The organism is Salsuginibacillus kocurii DSM 18087 (assembly GCF_000377705.1).
GTDB classification, from domain to species: Bacteria; Bacillota; Bacilli; order Bacillales; family Marinococcaceae; genus Salsuginibacillus; species Salsuginibacillus kocurii.
Genome location: NZ_KB898629.1, coordinates 15,142 through 30,795 on the forward strand (window position 1 = coordinate 15,142; position 15,654 = coordinate 30,795).

At 45.7% G+C, this 15,654-nt stretch carries 10 protein-coding genes; 9 read left to right on the top strand and 1 reads right to left on the bottom strand.

Annotation, left to right across the window (positions count from 1 at the left end):
* Positions 1 to 141: 141 nt before the first annotated feature.
* Positions 142 to 2,835, bottom strand: coding sequence for a sigma 54-interacting transcriptional regulator (locus D469_RS21265; protein ID WP_018923940.1), 2,694 nt, complete (start codon positions 2,833 to 2,835; stop codon positions 142 to 144).
* A 292-nt stretch (positions 2,836 to 3,127) separates the two neighbouring features.
* Here D469_RS21265 and D469_RS0113565 point away from each other — a divergent pair, with 292 nt between their 5' ends.
* The 9 genes from D469_RS0113565 (at position 3,128) to iolI (ending at position 15,348) form a co-directional block, all read left to right on the top strand.
* The gene (locus D469_RS0113565) at positions 3,128 to 4,063 is read left to right on the top strand and encodes an NADP-dependent oxidoreductase (RefSeq protein WP_018923941.1); all 936 of its coding nucleotides are present in this window, start codon (positions 3,128 to 3,130) and stop codon (positions 4,061 to 4,063) included.
* A 179-nt stretch (positions 4,064 to 4,242) separates the two neighbouring features.
* Positions 4,243 to 6,027, top strand: coding sequence for a S9 family peptidase (locus D469_RS0113570; RefSeq protein WP_018923942.1), 1,785 nt, complete (start codon positions 4,243 to 4,245; stop codon positions 6,025 to 6,027).
* 471 nt (positions 6,028 to 6,498) lie between these two features.
* Positions 6,499 to 7,557, top strand: coding sequence for a LacI family DNA-binding transcriptional regulator (locus tag D469_RS0113580; RefSeq protein ID WP_018923944.1), 1,059 nt, complete (start codon positions 6,499 to 6,501; stop codon positions 7,555 to 7,557).
* A 307-nt stretch (positions 7,558 to 7,864) separates the two neighbouring features.
* Entirely contained in the window at positions 7,865 to 9,325 is a 1,461-nt protein-coding gene (locus tag D469_RS0113585; RefSeq protein ID WP_018923945.1) for a CoA-acylating methylmalonate-semialdehyde dehydrogenase, read from the top strand.
* A 257-nt stretch (positions 9,326 to 9,582) separates the two neighbouring features.
* The gene (iolB, locus tag D469_RS0113590) at positions 9,583 to 10,404 is read left to right on the top strand and encodes a 5-deoxy-glucuronate isomerase (RefSeq protein WP_018923946.1); all 822 of its coding nucleotides are present in this window, start codon (positions 9,583 to 9,585) and stop codon (positions 10,402 to 10,404) included.
* A gap of 62 nt (positions 10,405 to 10,466) precedes the next feature.
* Entirely contained in the window at positions 10,467 to 11,453 is a 987-nt protein-coding gene (iolC, locus tag D469_RS0113595) for a 5-dehydro-2-deoxygluconokinase (protein WP_018923947.1), read from the top strand.
* A gap of 13 nt (positions 11,454 to 11,466) precedes the next feature.
* Positions 11,467 to 13,380: a 3D-(3,5/4)-trihydroxycyclohexane-1,2-dione acylhydrolase (decyclizing) gene (gene iolD / locus D469_RS0113600; RefSeq protein ID WP_018923948.1), complete on the top strand. Its 1,914-nt coding sequence runs from the start codon at positions 11,467 to 11,469 to the stop codon at positions 13,378 to 13,380.
* A gap of 116 nt (positions 13,381 to 13,496) precedes the next feature.
* On the top strand, positions 13,497 to 14,396 hold the full coding sequence (iolE, locus tag D469_RS0113605) for a myo-inosose-2 dehydratase (RefSeq protein WP_018923949.1): 900 nt from the start codon (positions 13,497 to 13,499) through the stop codon (positions 14,394 to 14,396).
* Between the two features lie 106 nt (positions 14,397 to 14,502).
* Positions 14,503 to 15,348 carry a 2-keto-myo-inositol isomerase gene (gene iolI, locus D469_RS0113610; RefSeq protein WP_018923950.1) on the top strand — a complete coding sequence of 282 codons (846 nt, stop codon included), beginning with the start codon at positions 14,503 to 14,505 and terminating at the stop codon, positions 15,346 to 15,348.
* Positions 15,349 to 15,654: the final 306 nt, after the last annotated feature.

The window sequence follows — 15,654 nt, forward strand, 5'->3', positions numbered from 1 at the left end:
AAGTAGCAAGGAGTATATGAGCTTGCTTGCCTAAATAAAATGCAAAAGGTGTGCCAACTTATATAAGGAACAAAAAAACCCTTGCGGACAAGGGTTTTAAGAAATCTTGCTTTTAAAATCAGTTTGCACAGATTGCACACATTATCTTGATAAACCGGCTAAATGTTTTTTAAGAAATTCATCAAATGAAATGTGAAAGGAGGTTTCCAACTCTTCTAGCAGTGGAGTCCAGACGGTTTCTTCCCGGGTTGTCAACGGCTGCGGTTCATCTTTAAGGTGAAAAGAAAAGAGGTCGGCTGATTGTCCATGCAATCGCTCTAAGATCAGACGGTCGACAACGCCTCCTAAATGCATACCCATACCTAGTTCGCGCGCTTCATCCCAGGCGTACAAAGCTGATATGTCCGGGAAACGCTTTTCTAAGATGGAACAAAACAATATAGGATTTAAGCAGGTAACAATTTGTGCTAACCCTTCACTCAACAAATGAAATGAGCTATCTTCTGAGTCTTCATGTAGTGAGCTAAGCTCTCGGGGCCTTGTCACTTCAAGTAATTTTAGTAATCGCGATAAACCTTCTTGATTTAATAGTTCCCAAGCAGGGATAAATGGAATTTCTTCAATTTGAATAGGTACAGTGCCAATGATAGCAATCAAATCATAATAATCGCGTAGATGCTGCAAAAATGAAGCGTCCTTAGAGACGGGGTCAATTCGTATCGAGCGAATTAACACATCTTCATCAAAATTAGATATCTGTGTTTCGATCCAGCCTTCAAGGAGTTGGGCAGCTCCTTCACCTGTAAAACAAACGGTAGCAATTAAGCGTTTTTTTCGTGGGACGGCACTTTGATCACTTTCTTTAACAAAAGCGGACATAGCAGCTTTACTAGATTGATAGATTTCTTGCAGCGAATTCTCTGGCACAAGAGCCTTCCGTCCAGCTTCAAGCACCATTGGCAGATTTACGCTTGAAAGTGTGCGGATCGGCATGTCGAGTTCACGGGCTAAGGTTTCTCCCATTGTTACGAGTGAACCGATGTCTACAAGCAGCAAAATACCGGTGCTTGCTTGAGCGGAGATGATCTGGTCACGGACTTGCTGATACGTTTCTTCAGCAGAGACGTGCAGCGGCATATCAATGCCGGTAATAATGTGTTCTCCGAGAAGGTGATTTGTAACCGCTGCCATCGAACTGGCGGTTGCGTCGCCATGATTGATAAGAAAGATCGTAATTCGTTCTTCATCTTCGCTGGAGAAGAATAGTGGTGTGAAAAAATACGCGATTAAATTAACTTCTTCCTCTGGTAAGCACAGCTGAATGTCTTGTTCGAGATGGAGAGCTAATTTTTCTGAAAGCTCACTGTACTCACTTTTATTCTCAGATATAAGAGGCAATTTCGCTGGCTTCAGATGATATTGATGTTGATGACGGTAGGTTTGTAAATGTAAGCCAATAATATACAGCTGATTTTCATCAAAATGCGGTGGGAATTGATCTCTCATGGTGTTGTATGCCTGCTGCAGGCTTTCGAGTAAGTCGGCATCCAATAGTTCGCGCCACCCTTCAAGAGCAAGAGTGGGGTGCTGAGAATTTTCCAGTAGTTCGGTTACATAGGTGTTAACCACAGTTTGCAAGGCTTGTTCAACTTTTTTTGGCGACTGTTCTTGCAGTTCTTGGCTTTTTTCATCGAGCTGTTGATAAATATTCGGGAAGACTATGCTATTCTTATTCGCATCTGTTTTATCCGCACATTTATGTTCAACATTTAATGTATGTTCTTTTCGCATAGCGGTTTTGATGTGTTGCTTTACTTCATCTGGAAGGTCCTGCGGCTTAATGATGACGCTTTCTTCATTGTGATTGACGAAACGCATAAATGCGCGGGCACATGCTATTTGTACATCGCTTTTTAATTGGCCCACGTTGCCAGGGCAAGGATAGTGTAAAAATGCATTGCGACAATCTTCTTGGATGAAGAGGCCTCGTTCCATCTTTTCCGATTCTTCTTCAAGCAACCGCTCTAACAGGTCTTTCCTTTCATTGATTGAACGTTCGCGTAAAGGGGGAACCGTCAGTTTAACTGAAAACCGGCGCAGGAGTGTAGGTAAAAGAGAGGTGCTAGGTTCTTCCGTCGTAGCACCAATAATATTAATAAAGGCTTCACGCTCATTTGAAGATTCTCCAAGTCGACGATAGTGACCTTTATCAATTAAATAAAAGAGCATTTCCTGACCGGACGAAGGCAGACGATGAATTTCATCTAAAAATAATATACCGCCATTTGCACGTTCTACAAGACCGGGTTGGTCCTGTTCAGCCCCTGTGAACGCTCCTTTTTTTATACCGAAAATATGTCCCATTAATAGTTGTGGATTTTGCGCATAATCTGCACAATTAAACGATACAAACGGGGTCCCTTCACTAATATAATTTTCTGTTAATGCTGTTTGATGAAAAAGCTCTGCTAAATAGGTTTTCCCAGTTCCCGTCTCTCCAGATAAAAGAATCGGAAGCGGCTGAGATGGGTAAAGTAGGGCAGCAAGTCCTTTCTCGAGTAAGGGCTTTAAACTTTCGTTAACGCTAGCAGAAGTCGGAAGAGGGCCGGAAGCTAAGTTATCAACTTGCTCGTTAGGTTCCTGCAAAGCAACGTACTTAACAGGTTTTCCTGGTATCTTCTTTGCTTTGTGCTCATGAACTAATTGATTTAAGTAGCGGCTGGTAGTAGATCGATTTAAATTCAATTTCTTTGAAAGGTCTGCTGCTGTTACACCCGTTTCATTTGATTGACTAAGTTTACGTAATAGAGTATGTACATGATCTATTGCTTTCAATGTTTCACCTCAGTTCACTTGAAAAAGGTTTACTTTATTTCCAACGTGCCACTCTTTATTATGCAAATATTGTACCATTTTCTGAAAGCCACATGCTCAGGTGAATAGGTGGCCTACGAAGGAAGTGTGTAAGCTGATAGCCGATGTGTGCAACTCAAATTGCACACATTTCAGTGCTTATTTAGGCTTCTTTTGCGAAAGAAACGCCCTCTTTCACGTTATTGTTTACGAGGGGGAAAACAGGGGAAACTAAGGAGCGGGCTCACTGATTGATAAAGAGGAGGCATTTACAATGAAAGCGATCGTTATAGATGAATACGGTGGACCAGAAACGTTGCAAGAGCGAGAGGTTGAAACGCCGGGCATTGACAGCGACCAAGTACTGGTGGAAATTCAGGCGACTTCGATTAACCCGATTGATTGGAAAGTACGCAGGGGATATCTCAAGCAGATGCTAGGTTTTCAATTTCCTATCATTCTCGGCTGGGATGCGGCTGGCATCATTCGGGAAGTGGGAGCGAATGTTAAAGACTTTGAAGTAGGGGACCGGGTGTTTACGCGTCCGGAGACGACGGATAAAAGCACATACGCTGAATATGTGGCGGTGGATGAGGAGCTGCTTGCGAAAATGCCTGAGAGCATGAGTTTCGAACAGGGAGCGGCTATTCCGCTGGCCGGTTTGACAGCTTATCAATGCCTGATGGACTTTGCCGAAATGAAAGAAGGCGACCATGTCTTAATTCATGCCGGCAGCGGCGGGGTCGGCCACCTCGGCATTCAGCTTGCTAAATCGTACGGTGCGTATGTCTCCACCACCGCGAGCAGCAAAAATGTAGACTTTTTAAAAGAGCTTGGCGCCGACCACGTGATTAATTACGAAAACGAAGACTTTAGCGAAGTGTTGTCAGATGTTGATTTTGTCCTTGATGGTGTGGGCGGCGACGTTCTAGTAAAAAGCTATGAGGTTTTAAAGCCTGGCGGCAAGCTCGCTTCCATTGTGGAGCCTCCGAATGAAGAGGAAGCCAAAGAGAGGGGCGTGAAAGCAAGTTTCCAGTGGCTCGAGTCGAACGGCAAGAAGCTGGAGGAGTTTGCCCGCCTGTTTAAAAGCGGCGAAGTGGTGCCGACTATTCAAGAAACCTTGGAATTTACGGAACAAGCGTTGCAAGAAGCGCACCAGAAAAGCGAAGACGGGCATGTGCGGGGTAAGCTTGTGGTAAAAGTAAAATAAAGCAGCAGCGACCTGGAACCGCTCTGTCGCCGGCAGAGCGGTTTTATTATCAAAAAAGCCGAACATGGCCGCTTTTTTTACAAAAGAAACGGTTGAAATGTTATAGTTTAAGCAGGATATTTCGCAAGGCGAAGAGAATAACCAACGAGAAGTCATTACATGCGAAGGAGAGATCAGGTGTGGATTTTCCAAAACCGAAAGTAGAACAATTTTTTCAAACGTTAGTCATTCAAGATTTTGCCGTTTCTCCGGATGAATCACAGCTTACGTACAGTACAAATATAAACGGAGCTTTTAATTTATGGGCGCTGGACCTGCCGCATACATATCCGTATCCGCTGACCACCATTAATCAAGGTTCTCACGGGATCCAATATGATAAAAATGGTGAATTTCTCGTTGTCGGTTTTGATAACGATGGTGATGAAAATGGCCAGCTCTATGCGATGGCTCCAGCCGGGGAACCGCTTAAGCCGTTGCGCGTAAAAGAAGGCGAGCGCCATATGCTCGGAGAACTTACAAAAGACGGGAAACAGCTCTATTACACCACGACAAAAGAAAACCCGACCTATTTGAATATCAACCGTTACGATATTGAAAAAGACGAGGAAGACACCGTTTTTAGCGGGAAAGATGCGGGCACCTTTTTTTATAAGCTGAGCCCGGAAGAAACCACCTTCACATTTGTGAAGCATTTTGCTAATACATATGTGTTGGGCTATGTGTACCAGGACGGCCAGCCTGTACGGCTCACCCCGGAAACAGAAGAACAGCATACGGTGAGCGACATCGTCTATACAAGTGACACAGACATTTATTTCTTAACGAACTATGACGCTGACCGTTCGTATCTAGCGCATTTTTCCTTAACGGACCATACGTTTTCGAACGTGCTCGAACTCGAACGTGGTTCGGCTGAGGGGCTTAAATATGACAAATCAAATGACCTGCTCTATATTATTGCGACTGAAGGCGTCGTTGATGTGTTATACAGCTATGATCTAAAGGCGAACAAGCTGCAGGAGGTCCAAACCCCGCTTGATGTGCTGGAGAAACTGGTGGTAGCTGAGAGCGGCACGCTTTATCTTTTGGGGCGGGGCGCCACGCTTCCTTTCAACATTTATCAAAAGAAAAGCGGCGAAGGCTGGAAGCAGCTGACCAATCACGGTGTGCCGGGCGTGAATCGTGAAGAAATGGTGGAGCCGGAAGTGATTACCTATCCTTCCTATGACGACCTCGAAATTGAAGCGCTTTATTTTAAAGCAAAGCCGGAAGTAGATAACGGACACTTGATTCTCTGGCCGCACGGCGGGCCGCAGGCATCTGAGCGGAAAATGTTCCGCTCGCTCTTTCAGTTTTTAGTCTATCAAGGCTATAGCATTTTAACGCCGAATTTCCGCGGCTCTTCGGATTACGGCTTGTCTTTTATGAAAATGGTCGAAGGCGACTGGGGATACGGGCCGCGTTGGGACAATATAAAGGCGCTTGATTACTTTATCGAAAACGGATATGTCGACCGCGATAAAATTCTCCTTATGGGCGGAAGCTACGGCGGTTATATGGCGCTGTTGTTACACGGGCGCCATGCGGATTACTTCAAAGCAGTCGTTGATATTTTCGGAGTTTCGAACTTATTCAGCTTCGTTAAATCAGTACCGGACCACTGGAAGCCGATTATGCAGCAGTGGGTGGGCGACCCTGAAGCGGATTACGACCGCTTCGTCGAAGACAGTCCGATTACGTATTTAGACGGGATGACCAAGCCTATGCTCGTCATCCAAGGAGCGAATGACCCCCGCGTCGTTAAAGAAGAATCCGACCAAATCGTCGAGGCTTTAAAGGAAAAAGGGACCGATGTAGAATATCTCGTGCTGGATGATGAAGGCCATGGCTTTTCGAAAAAACAGAACGAAATCGAAGTATATAAGCGCGTGCTGAACTTCTTTGACCGTTTTATAGATTAACAGAATGATTAAGACAGCTTCTCTTTACGCATGTTGGGGGAGCTGTTTTTCTGTTTCTTAAGGTGGGATCTGTGTAAAAAATTATTCAGAAAAATGTTTACAAAGGCAAGCTGGTAGTATAGGCTAAGAAATATTAGGGGAAGCGCTTGTACACCTTTGGTGATAAATAGTGATATATTAAATTGGAATTCGATTTGTAATCGATTGCAACGACACTTTCTCCGTGTAGGGTGGGGTGGTTGAATGAAAACTTATGCAGCTTTCTGCCGGCATTAAAAAAGAAGGAGACGGGTGGGGTCGCTGTTCTACGGTCAGCCAGGCTTTTTTTATGAAAAATCCTTTATTTTAAACGCCGCGTTAGCAGCCACCTTTATTGCTAAATTGGGAAATTACGATTACTATTAAGGGAGAAGAAGTTCCGGAAGTCCAAATACTGTAATCGGTTACAATAAAGGTGCGTGAACAGAGCCAATGAAAATGCAGGATGTAGCCAAACGGGCGAACGTCTCTACCGCTACGGTGTCCAGAGTTCTCAGCAACCCGGACAAAGTGAGCGAATCGACCAAAAAAAGAGTACTTGAAGCAATCGATGAATTGAATTATCAGCCACATGTCGTGGCCAGACAGTTTCGGACGATGCAGACAAAAATTATTCTTGTGGTCGTGCCGGATATTACGAGCGCGTTTTTTTCCCAGATATTAAGGGGGATAGAACACGTAGCGATCGAACACGGCTACCAGGTTATTCTGGCGGATACGGAAAATAAAACCGAACGCGAACGGGAGTATATGAATATTCTTCACCAAAAACAGGCAGACGGCATGGTTTTGTTAACCGCCCGGATGAACAAGCATGAACTCGAAGAAATTTCTGATGCTTTTCCGGTGGTGCTCGCCTGTGAATACATGGACGAACTGAACACGCCCACTGTTTCCATTGACAATATTAGCAGCTCCCGAAAAGCGATCCAGCACTTTATCGACATGGGCCACAGGAAAATTGCCCATATTACCGGCCCCATGGATGTCATTTTAAGCCGGGACCGGCTGAGAGGGTACCAGCAGGCCATGTACAGCAATGACCTCCCCATGGATTCTCTGTATATTCAAGAAGGGAACTTTACTATAGAATCCGGATACAACCAAATGAAGAAACTGCTTTCCTTGGATGAACCGCCGACAGCCGTATTTGTGTTTAATGACGAAATGGCGATAGGGGCGATTAATGCTGTTCGCGACCAGGGCTTGTCCGTACCGGAAGATATAGCTGTCATTGGCTTTGACAATATTAATATGGCGCCGATATTCACGCCAAAATTAACAACGATTGACCAGCCAAAGTACGAAATCGGGCAGAAGGCGATGAATTTATTATTAAGCTTAATAAATAAAGAACCGCTTGAGAAAAGAAAATTTGTATTAAAAGATGAGCTTGTGATTAGAGAAACATGCGGCTACACACTGAGCAGAAACAATGACAGCCGAGACAAAGACGGCAATGCGATAAGCACCAAGATATTAGAGCATTAACCGACCTGATAAAAAATATAATGACTAGTCAATTCATCATAAGCTTATCGACAAAAAAATCAAAAAATTTATAGTGAAGCGTTTACACAAAGGGAAAAATAAGTTAGTATTCAGTATATAGAGAAAACAATGCAATCATTTTGCAATCGATTACATCGAAAGAGAGCAATTAAAGGGATTAAATGCTGTAAATGATCTTTTTTATCAAGAGTTTTGCAATCGTTTTCATGTTCACCCTCGGCTTCCCATGGTCTTTGAAAAGTTGAAGCTGAGAAACTCTTATTATTTAAGTGGAAGGGGTTATCATATGGCACAGATGCAAACAGCTGAAAAACTGAAAAATTACATTGGCGGCAAATGGGTGGAATCTACATCAGGGAAAATAGATGACATTCCAAATCCGGCCACTGGTGAAACGATTGCCCAAGTGCCAATTTCCAGCCCCGAAGAACTTGACCGCGCCGTCGAAGTTGCCCAGGAAGCATTTAAAACGTGGAGCAACACCGCGGTACCGCGCCGAGCCCGAATTCTATTTAAATACCAGCAGCTACTCGTAGAAAACTGGGATGAGCTGGCGCGCCTGGTTACGTTGGAAAACGGCAAAAGCTACAATGAAGCGTATGGCGAAGTTCAGCGCGGGATTGAATGCGTAGAATTCGCGGCTGGCGCTCCTTCTCTAATGATGGGTAAACAGCTGCCAGATATCGCGACTGGCATTGAATCCGGCATGTACAGATACCCGGTCGGCGTTGTAGGCGGAATCACGCCATTTAACTTCCCGATGATGGTTCCTTGCTGGATGTTCCCGCTCGCGATCGCCTGTGGAAACACCTTTGTGCTGAAGCCATCCGAGCGGACGCCGCTGTTAGCGAACCGATTAGTTGAATTGTTCACGGAAGCAGGCCTGCCGGATGGCGTTTTAAATATTGTCCACGGCGCTCACGACGTGGTAAACGGGCTGCTCGAACACCCGCAGGTAAAAGCAATTTCTTTCGTCGGTTCCCAGCCGGTAGCTGAATACGTGTACAAAACGGGTGCGAATTACGGCAAGCGCGTCCAGGCGCTCGCAGGAGCTAAAAACCATTCCATTATCATGCCGGACGCTGACTTAGACAATGCGGTACAGCAGGTGGTAAGCGCGGCATACGGATCGGCCGGGGAGCGCTGCATGGCTGCGGCTGTTGCGGTAACCGTGGGCGATGTTGGCGAAAAATTCGTGGAAAAGCTAAAAGAAGAAGTAGCCAACTTAACGATTGGAAACGGCCTCGATGAAGGCACCTTCTTAGGCCCGGTCATCCGCGAATCACATAAACAAAAAACGGAAGAGTACATCGAGATTGGCAAGCAGGAAGGTGCGGAACTCGCTTATGACGGGCGCGATAGAACTGTGAATTTAGAAGAAGGCTATTTCTTAGGACCGGTTGTGTTCGACCATGTGACAACGGATATGACGATCTGGAAAGAAGAAATTTTCGCGCCGGTTCTTTCAGTTGTGCGCGTAGATACATTAGATGAAGCTATCGAACTTACCAATCAATCTGAATTTGCGAATGGCGCCTGCATCTACACAGACAGCGGCAGCAGTGTCCGCCAGTTCCGCCAGCAGATCGATGCCGGCATGCTCGGTGTGAACCTGGGAGTGCCAGCCCCGATGGCTTTCTTCCCGTTCTCCGGTTGGAAGAACTCCTTCTACGGCGACCTGCACGCAAACGGAACAGACGGCGTTGAATTCTATACGCGCAAGAAAATGCTCACCTCTCGTTGGTAAAAACAAGGAAAAAATACATCCGCCCAATTTTACGTTAGAAATCATCAGTAAAAAGATTGACGATACTAAAGACAAACTATTATAGTTGAAATATAATCCAATAGCATGAATGTTGTGCAAAGAAATAATATGCTGACTTTAAGGCAAAAAACAGGAAGCAGATACATTCTTTGCACTTCTTTTTCTCTTTTATGTAATCGATTGCAACCACAACCACAGAATTTGCTTTTTTTTAAATTTTGCTAGGAGGTTTTACTTTGAGTCATTTATTAAAAAAACCGCTGCTGGAAAAAGAGGCAGACGGTGTAACGCTCGTACATGAAGTGACGAAGGAAAATTCGGAACTTGAATATGTAAGCTTTAAAATGATTGACCTTGCATCCGGAGCAACGATCAATGAACAACTGACTCAATTAGAATGCTGCATCGTTGCAGTAACGGGAAAAATCACGGTATCAGATGGATCGGAAACCTTTGAACATATCGGTACCAGAGAATCGGTCTTCGAAAAAAAACCAACAGACAGCGTCTATGTCTCTAACGACCGTGAGTTTACGGTGAAGGGAGAAACAAATGCACGGGTAGCTTTATGTTATTCCCCATCAAAAGACCAGCGGCCAACAAAGCTTATCTCTGCAACTGACATCAATGTGGAGCACAGAGGGCAGGGTACCAATAAGCGCATGGTACACAATATCCTCCCTGATTTTGACCCGTCCGCAAACAGCCTCTTAGTGGTGGAAGTATACACACCAAGCGGCAACTGGTCCAGTTACCCGCCGCATAAGCACGACCAGGACAATCTACCGGAAGAATCCATGCTTGAAGAAACGTACTATCATGAGCAGGACCCGGGCCAGGGCTTTGTGTTTCAACGCGTCTATACCGATGACCGCTCTCTGGACGAAACCATGACAGTAGAACATGGCGATATGGTAGTGGTGCCAAAAGGCTATCACCCCGTGGGCGTACCGGCCGGGTATACGGCTTATTATTTGAACGTAATGGCAGGGCCGGAGCGGGTCTGGAAGTTTCAAAACGACCCGGACCATGAATGGGTACTTAATGCTGAGAGCTGATAGTTTGTCAGGTTAAGCGCTTAATTAAAATTTGCAAAGTTTAAAGGAGTTGTTTAGGTCCTATGACGATTTCATTTCAGGAAGGAAAAGAATTTGACTTGATTGCTATCGGCCGTGCCTGCATTGATTTAAATGCCGTTGAATACAACCGCCCGATGGAAGAAACGATGACCTTTCAAAAATACGTCGGCGGCTCGCCTGCGAACATAGCCATTGGAAGTTCGAAGCTTGGCCTAAAAGCAGGATTCATCGGGAAAGTTCCTGACGACCAACACGGACGCTTCATTGAGCAGTACATGAGCGATGTGGGCATCGACACTTCCAACATGGTCACAGACACAGAAGGCCGCAAAGTAGGCCTTACCTTTACTGAGATTAAAAGTCCGGAAGAGTGCAGTATTTTAATGTATCGTGAAAACGTGGCCGACCTCTATCTTGAACCAAATGAAGTAAGCGAAGAATATATCACGCGTACGAGAGTATTGCTCGTCTCGGGCACAGCCCTTGCGCAAAGCCCTTCCCGCGAAGCGGTTTTGGAAGCGGTTAAATTGGCGAAAAAGAACGAAGTGAAAGTGGTATTTGAACTCGACTACCGCCCGTATACGTGGCAGTCCCAACAAGAAACTGCCGTCTATTATACGCTCATTGCCGAGCAGGCGGATGTAGTCGTTGGCACCCGTGATGAATTTGATGTGATGGAAAACCTAGAAACTGAAGGCAACAACGAAGATACGGTGGAGAAACTGTTTAAGCATGAACCGGAACTTGTCGTCATCAAACACGGGGCCGACGGTTCGTACGCCTACACCCGCACTGGCGAAACCTTCCGCGGCAGGGCATACAAAACAAAAGTGTTGAAAACGTTCGGTGCCGGGGATTCATTTGCTTCTGCCTTTCTTTACGCGCTGTTAAATGGAAAGGATATTGAAACAGCACTTAAATTTGGAAGCGCTTCGGCCTCCATTGTGGTAAGCAAGCACAGCTCATCTGACGCGATGCCGTCTCTTGCAGAGATTGAAGCCTTGATTACTGAAAATGTCACAATCTAAGGAAGTGTATAAAATGGAAAAATACCGATTAACGACCTCACAAGCCCTCGTGAAATTTTTAAATCAGCAATACGTATACATTGATGGCGAAGAAAAACCGTTCGTGGAAGGTGTTTTTAATATTTTCGGCCACGGCAACGTGCTCGGCATCGGGCAAGCGCTCGAACAAGATGCCGGTCACTTGGAAGTCATCCAGGGAAAAAATGAACAAGGAATGGCCCACACTGCCATCGCTTACAGCAAACAGATGAACCGCCAGAAAGTGTATGCTGTCACGACTTCTAGCGGACCGGGTTCAGCTAATTTAGTGACAGCGGCGGCGACCGCGCTTGCAAACCAGCTTCCGGTGTTGTTGCTTCCATCAGACACCTATGCAACAAGACAGGCCGATCCGGTGTTGCAGCAGATTGAACAAGAATACAGCACTTCGGTCACCACTAATGACGCCTTGCAGCCGGTTTCCCGCTATTGGGACCGGGTGACAAGGCCGGAACAGCTGATGAGTGCATTGATTCGGGCGTTTGAAGTGATGACTGACCCAGAAAAGGCGGGACCGGCCACGATTTGTATATCCCAGGACGTGCTTGGTGAAGCATTCGACTTTGAAGCTGAATTCTTTCAAAAGCGTGTTCACTATATGGATCCAAAACTGCCAACTCAACGTGCTCTTCACGAGGCAGCATCGCTTATTAAAACAAGCAAAAAGCCGCTGATCGTTGCAGGCGGCGGTGTGAAATACGCAGACGCACGGGAAGCGCTCATGCAGTTTTCGGAAAGTTTAAACATTCCCATCACGGAAACGCAGGCTGGCAAATCAGCGGTGGAACATACCTTTAAAAACAACCTTGGAGGTCTGGGCATTACCGGTACTCAAGCTGCTAACAAAGCTGCTGCAGAAGCCGATCTTATTATCGGTATCGGCACGAGGTACACCGATTTTGCCACCTCTTCGAAAACGCTGTTTAACTTTAACAATGCTAAATTTTTAAATATTAATCTCAGCCGCATGCAGGCCTACAAGTTAGATGGCTATCAAGTGGTGGCGGACGCGAAGGAAACGCTTGAACAGCTGCACCCGCTGCTTGAAGGATATGGAAGCGAGCACGGCAAGAATATTCAAGCGCTTAATGATGAATGGATGAAAGAAAGAGAGCGTCTCGGGAAGATTGAATTTTCCAGGGAAGATTTCGATCCTGAAATCAAAGGGCATTTTTCTCAGGAAACAATGAATGAATATGCTGATACGCTAGGGACGGAATTTCCGCAAACCAATGCACTACTGACGATTAACGACACCATTGATAAAGACAGTATTATCGTTTGTTCGGCGGGTTCGCTTCCTGGTGATTTGCAGCGGCTCTGGTATACGGAACAGCCGAACAGGTATCACGTTGAATACGGTTACTCCTGTATGGGCTATGAAATATCCGGCACCCTCGGAGCGAAATTGGCAGAGCCGGACAAAGAAGTATATGCCATCGTCGGAGACGGCAGCTTCTTGATGCTTCATTCTGAACTGATCACATCGATTCAGCATCAGAGAAAAATCAATATTTTGCTCTTCAATAATTCTGGCTACGGCTGCATTAACAATTTACAAATGGACCATGGCGGGGGGAGTTACCATTGTGAATTCCGCACTGCCGGCCAAAACGTATTAAATGTCGATTATGCCAAGGTCGCAGAAGGTTATGGAGCCAAGACCTACCTTGCTACAAATGAAGAAGAATTAAAGGCAGCGATCGCAGAGGCGAAGAAACAAGACACGTCGACTTTGATTGAGATGAAAGTACTGCCTAAAACAATGACCGACGGCTATGAAGGCAGTTGGTGGAACGTTGGGGTCGCCGAAGTATCGGAGCAGGAAAGCATTCAAGAAGTATACGCTGAAAAAGAAAAAATGCTTGCCTATGCGAAAAAATATTAAGCGAGGGCTGTAAACCGTGGATGCGGTGCGCGGTAGAAGAGCAAACCAGTTCTGCCGCAGCCTTTCCGTTTGCCGACAGGGTAAACTCATTGTACGGATTTATAAGGGGGGGTTGCATGAGCACCGAAATGATTAAATGGGGTATTGCGCCGATCGGCTGGCGCAATGACGATATCCCTGAGATCGGCAAGGAAAACACACTCAGCCATGTGCTGGGCGACGTCTATATTTCCGGGTTTCAAGGCACGGAAGTGGGCGGTTTCTTTCCTGAGCCGGACATTTTAAATAAAGAAGTACAGCTTCGGAATTTACAAATCGCGAGCAAATGGTTCAGCAGCTTTATTGTTGAAAACGGGATTGAGCAAACCGCTGAAGAATTCCATGAGCACTGTGCGTATTTGCAAGCTGTGCATGCTGATTGCGCGGTGGTATCCGAACAATCCTACAGCATTCAAAAAGAAGATAAAAACGTCTTCACTGAAAAGCCTGCTTTCACAGATGAAGAATGGGACCGACTTTGTTCAGGCCTTAATGAGCTGGGGGAAATTGCAGACAGTTATGGTTTGAAACTGGTTTTTCACCATCACCTTGGCACAGGCGTGCAGACGTTGGAGGAAGTGGACCGGCTGATGGACCATACCGACCCGGCTCATGTACACCTCGTGTATGATACAGGCCATATTTACGTCTCAGATCTGGATTATATGACGATGCTCAAAAAGCACATGCCGAGAATTAAACACGTTCATTTTAAAGACGTGCGCAAGGTAGTTATGAAAACGTGTGAAGATGAAAATAAATCATTCCTCGATTCATTTTTGGCCGGCATGTTTACCGTTCCGGGAGACGGGGACCTAGATTTTGTTCCTGTCTATGAGGAACTTTTAAAGCATGACTATGAAGGTTGGATAGTCGTAGAAGCTGAGCAGGACCCGGCTAAAGCCCATCCGTTGGAATACGCGCTGATGGCGCGCGACTACATTGACACCAAACTACTAATACAATCGCAAACTTAAATGCTATTCTTGGTCGGCTTTTCGCTCAGTTGCCGACCCTGCGTATAAGCCTAAGAAGATGACTGAATTGCAGACGAGATTAATATAAAAATGAAGGAGGCATGTGATGAAACTGTGTCATAATCAAGCAACCACCTTGGAAAATTCGAATCTTGAAAAAGACTTGGAACTTTGTGAAAAGTACGGCTACGACTATATAGAGATCCGGACGGAGGACAAACTCCCGGAATATCTCAAGAGTCATTCATTGAAAGACTTGCAAGCTTTTTTTGCAAATAGCAGCGTCAAGCCATTAGCTATGAACGCGCTCGTCTTTTTCAACAACCGAAATGAAGAAGACCGCCAGGCACTCCTTGACGAATTCAAACAAACGCTTGAAGCAGCGGATGCCATTGGGGCGTCTTACATTGTCGCCGTTCCGCTCGTGACAGAAGCCAAGATCTTAAAGGAAGATATAAAAACGAGCAGTGTAGACATGCTGACTGAACTCTCCGACCTGGCTCGTCCGTATGGCATTAAAGTAGCGCTTGAATTCGTCGGCCATCCGCAGTGCACGATCAATACGTTCGGACAGGCCAATGAGATTGTGGAAGCGGTAAACCGAGACAATGTTGGTCTCGTGCTCGACTGCTTTCACTTTCACGCGATGGGGTCAAAAATGGAAGATTTACAGAAAGCAGACGGTTCGAAAATTTTCATCGTCCATATTGATGACACCGATGATTTCCCGGTCGGCTTTTTAACAGACGAAGATCGCGTCTGGCCGGGGCACGGCGCAATTGATTTAGACGGCATTCTCTCCACCGTGTTCGAAAAAGGTTATGACGGCGCCATCTCCGTTGAATTGTTCCGCCCGGAATATTACAAAATGGACCCGGATGACGTAATAAAAAAAGCAAAAGAAACGACCGAAGAAGTATTGGAAAAAGTGGGAGCTGACGCCCGCGCGTAAAAACAGCACCACAAACCACTCAAATCTGGAGTTCTCCATTCCCTGCATTGAGTGGTTTTTAATTGGGGGAGATTATTAACAAAGTACAGAGCAGGCCGGAAGGTTATAATAGTCCTTTAATAAACTGGCCTTCGCCCATGACGGAACTCCAGTCCGCTGCTGTTATTTTCTATAACATTTATCATTACGTCCCCCGGCGCGATTCCGCAGTCCGCTTCCAGCCGTTCCACAATATAGCATTAGAGCAAGCTGTCCTCGATTTAGTGACAAATGTAGATCATTTGTATAGATACGGGCACGGCAACG

Coding starts and splice junctions, on each gene's coding strand:
- D469_RS0113585 (WP_018923945.1), top strand. CDS start 7,865: ATGGCACAGATGCAAACAGCTGAAAAACTGAAAAATTACATTGGCGGC.
- iolD (WP_018923948.1), top strand. CDS start 11,467: ATGGAAAAATACCGATTAACGACCTCACAAGCCCTCGTGAAATTTTTA.
- D469_RS0113565 (WP_018923941.1), top strand. CDS start 3,128: ATGAAAGCGATCGTTATAGATGAATACGGTGGACCAGAAACGTTGCAA.
- iolE (WP_018923949.1), top strand. CDS start 13,497: ATGAGCACCGAAATGATTAAATGGGGTATTGCGCCGATCGGCTGGCGC.
- iolC (WP_018923947.1), top strand. CDS start 10,467: ATGACGATTTCATTTCAGGAAGGAAAAGAATTTGACTTGATTGCTATC.
- D469_RS0113580 (WP_018923944.1), top strand. CDS start 6,499: ATGAAAATGCAGGATGTAGCCAAACGGGCGAACGTCTCTACCGCTACG.
- iolI (WP_018923950.1), top strand. CDS start 14,503: ATGAAACTGTGTCATAATCAAGCAACCACCTTGGAAAATTCGAATCTT.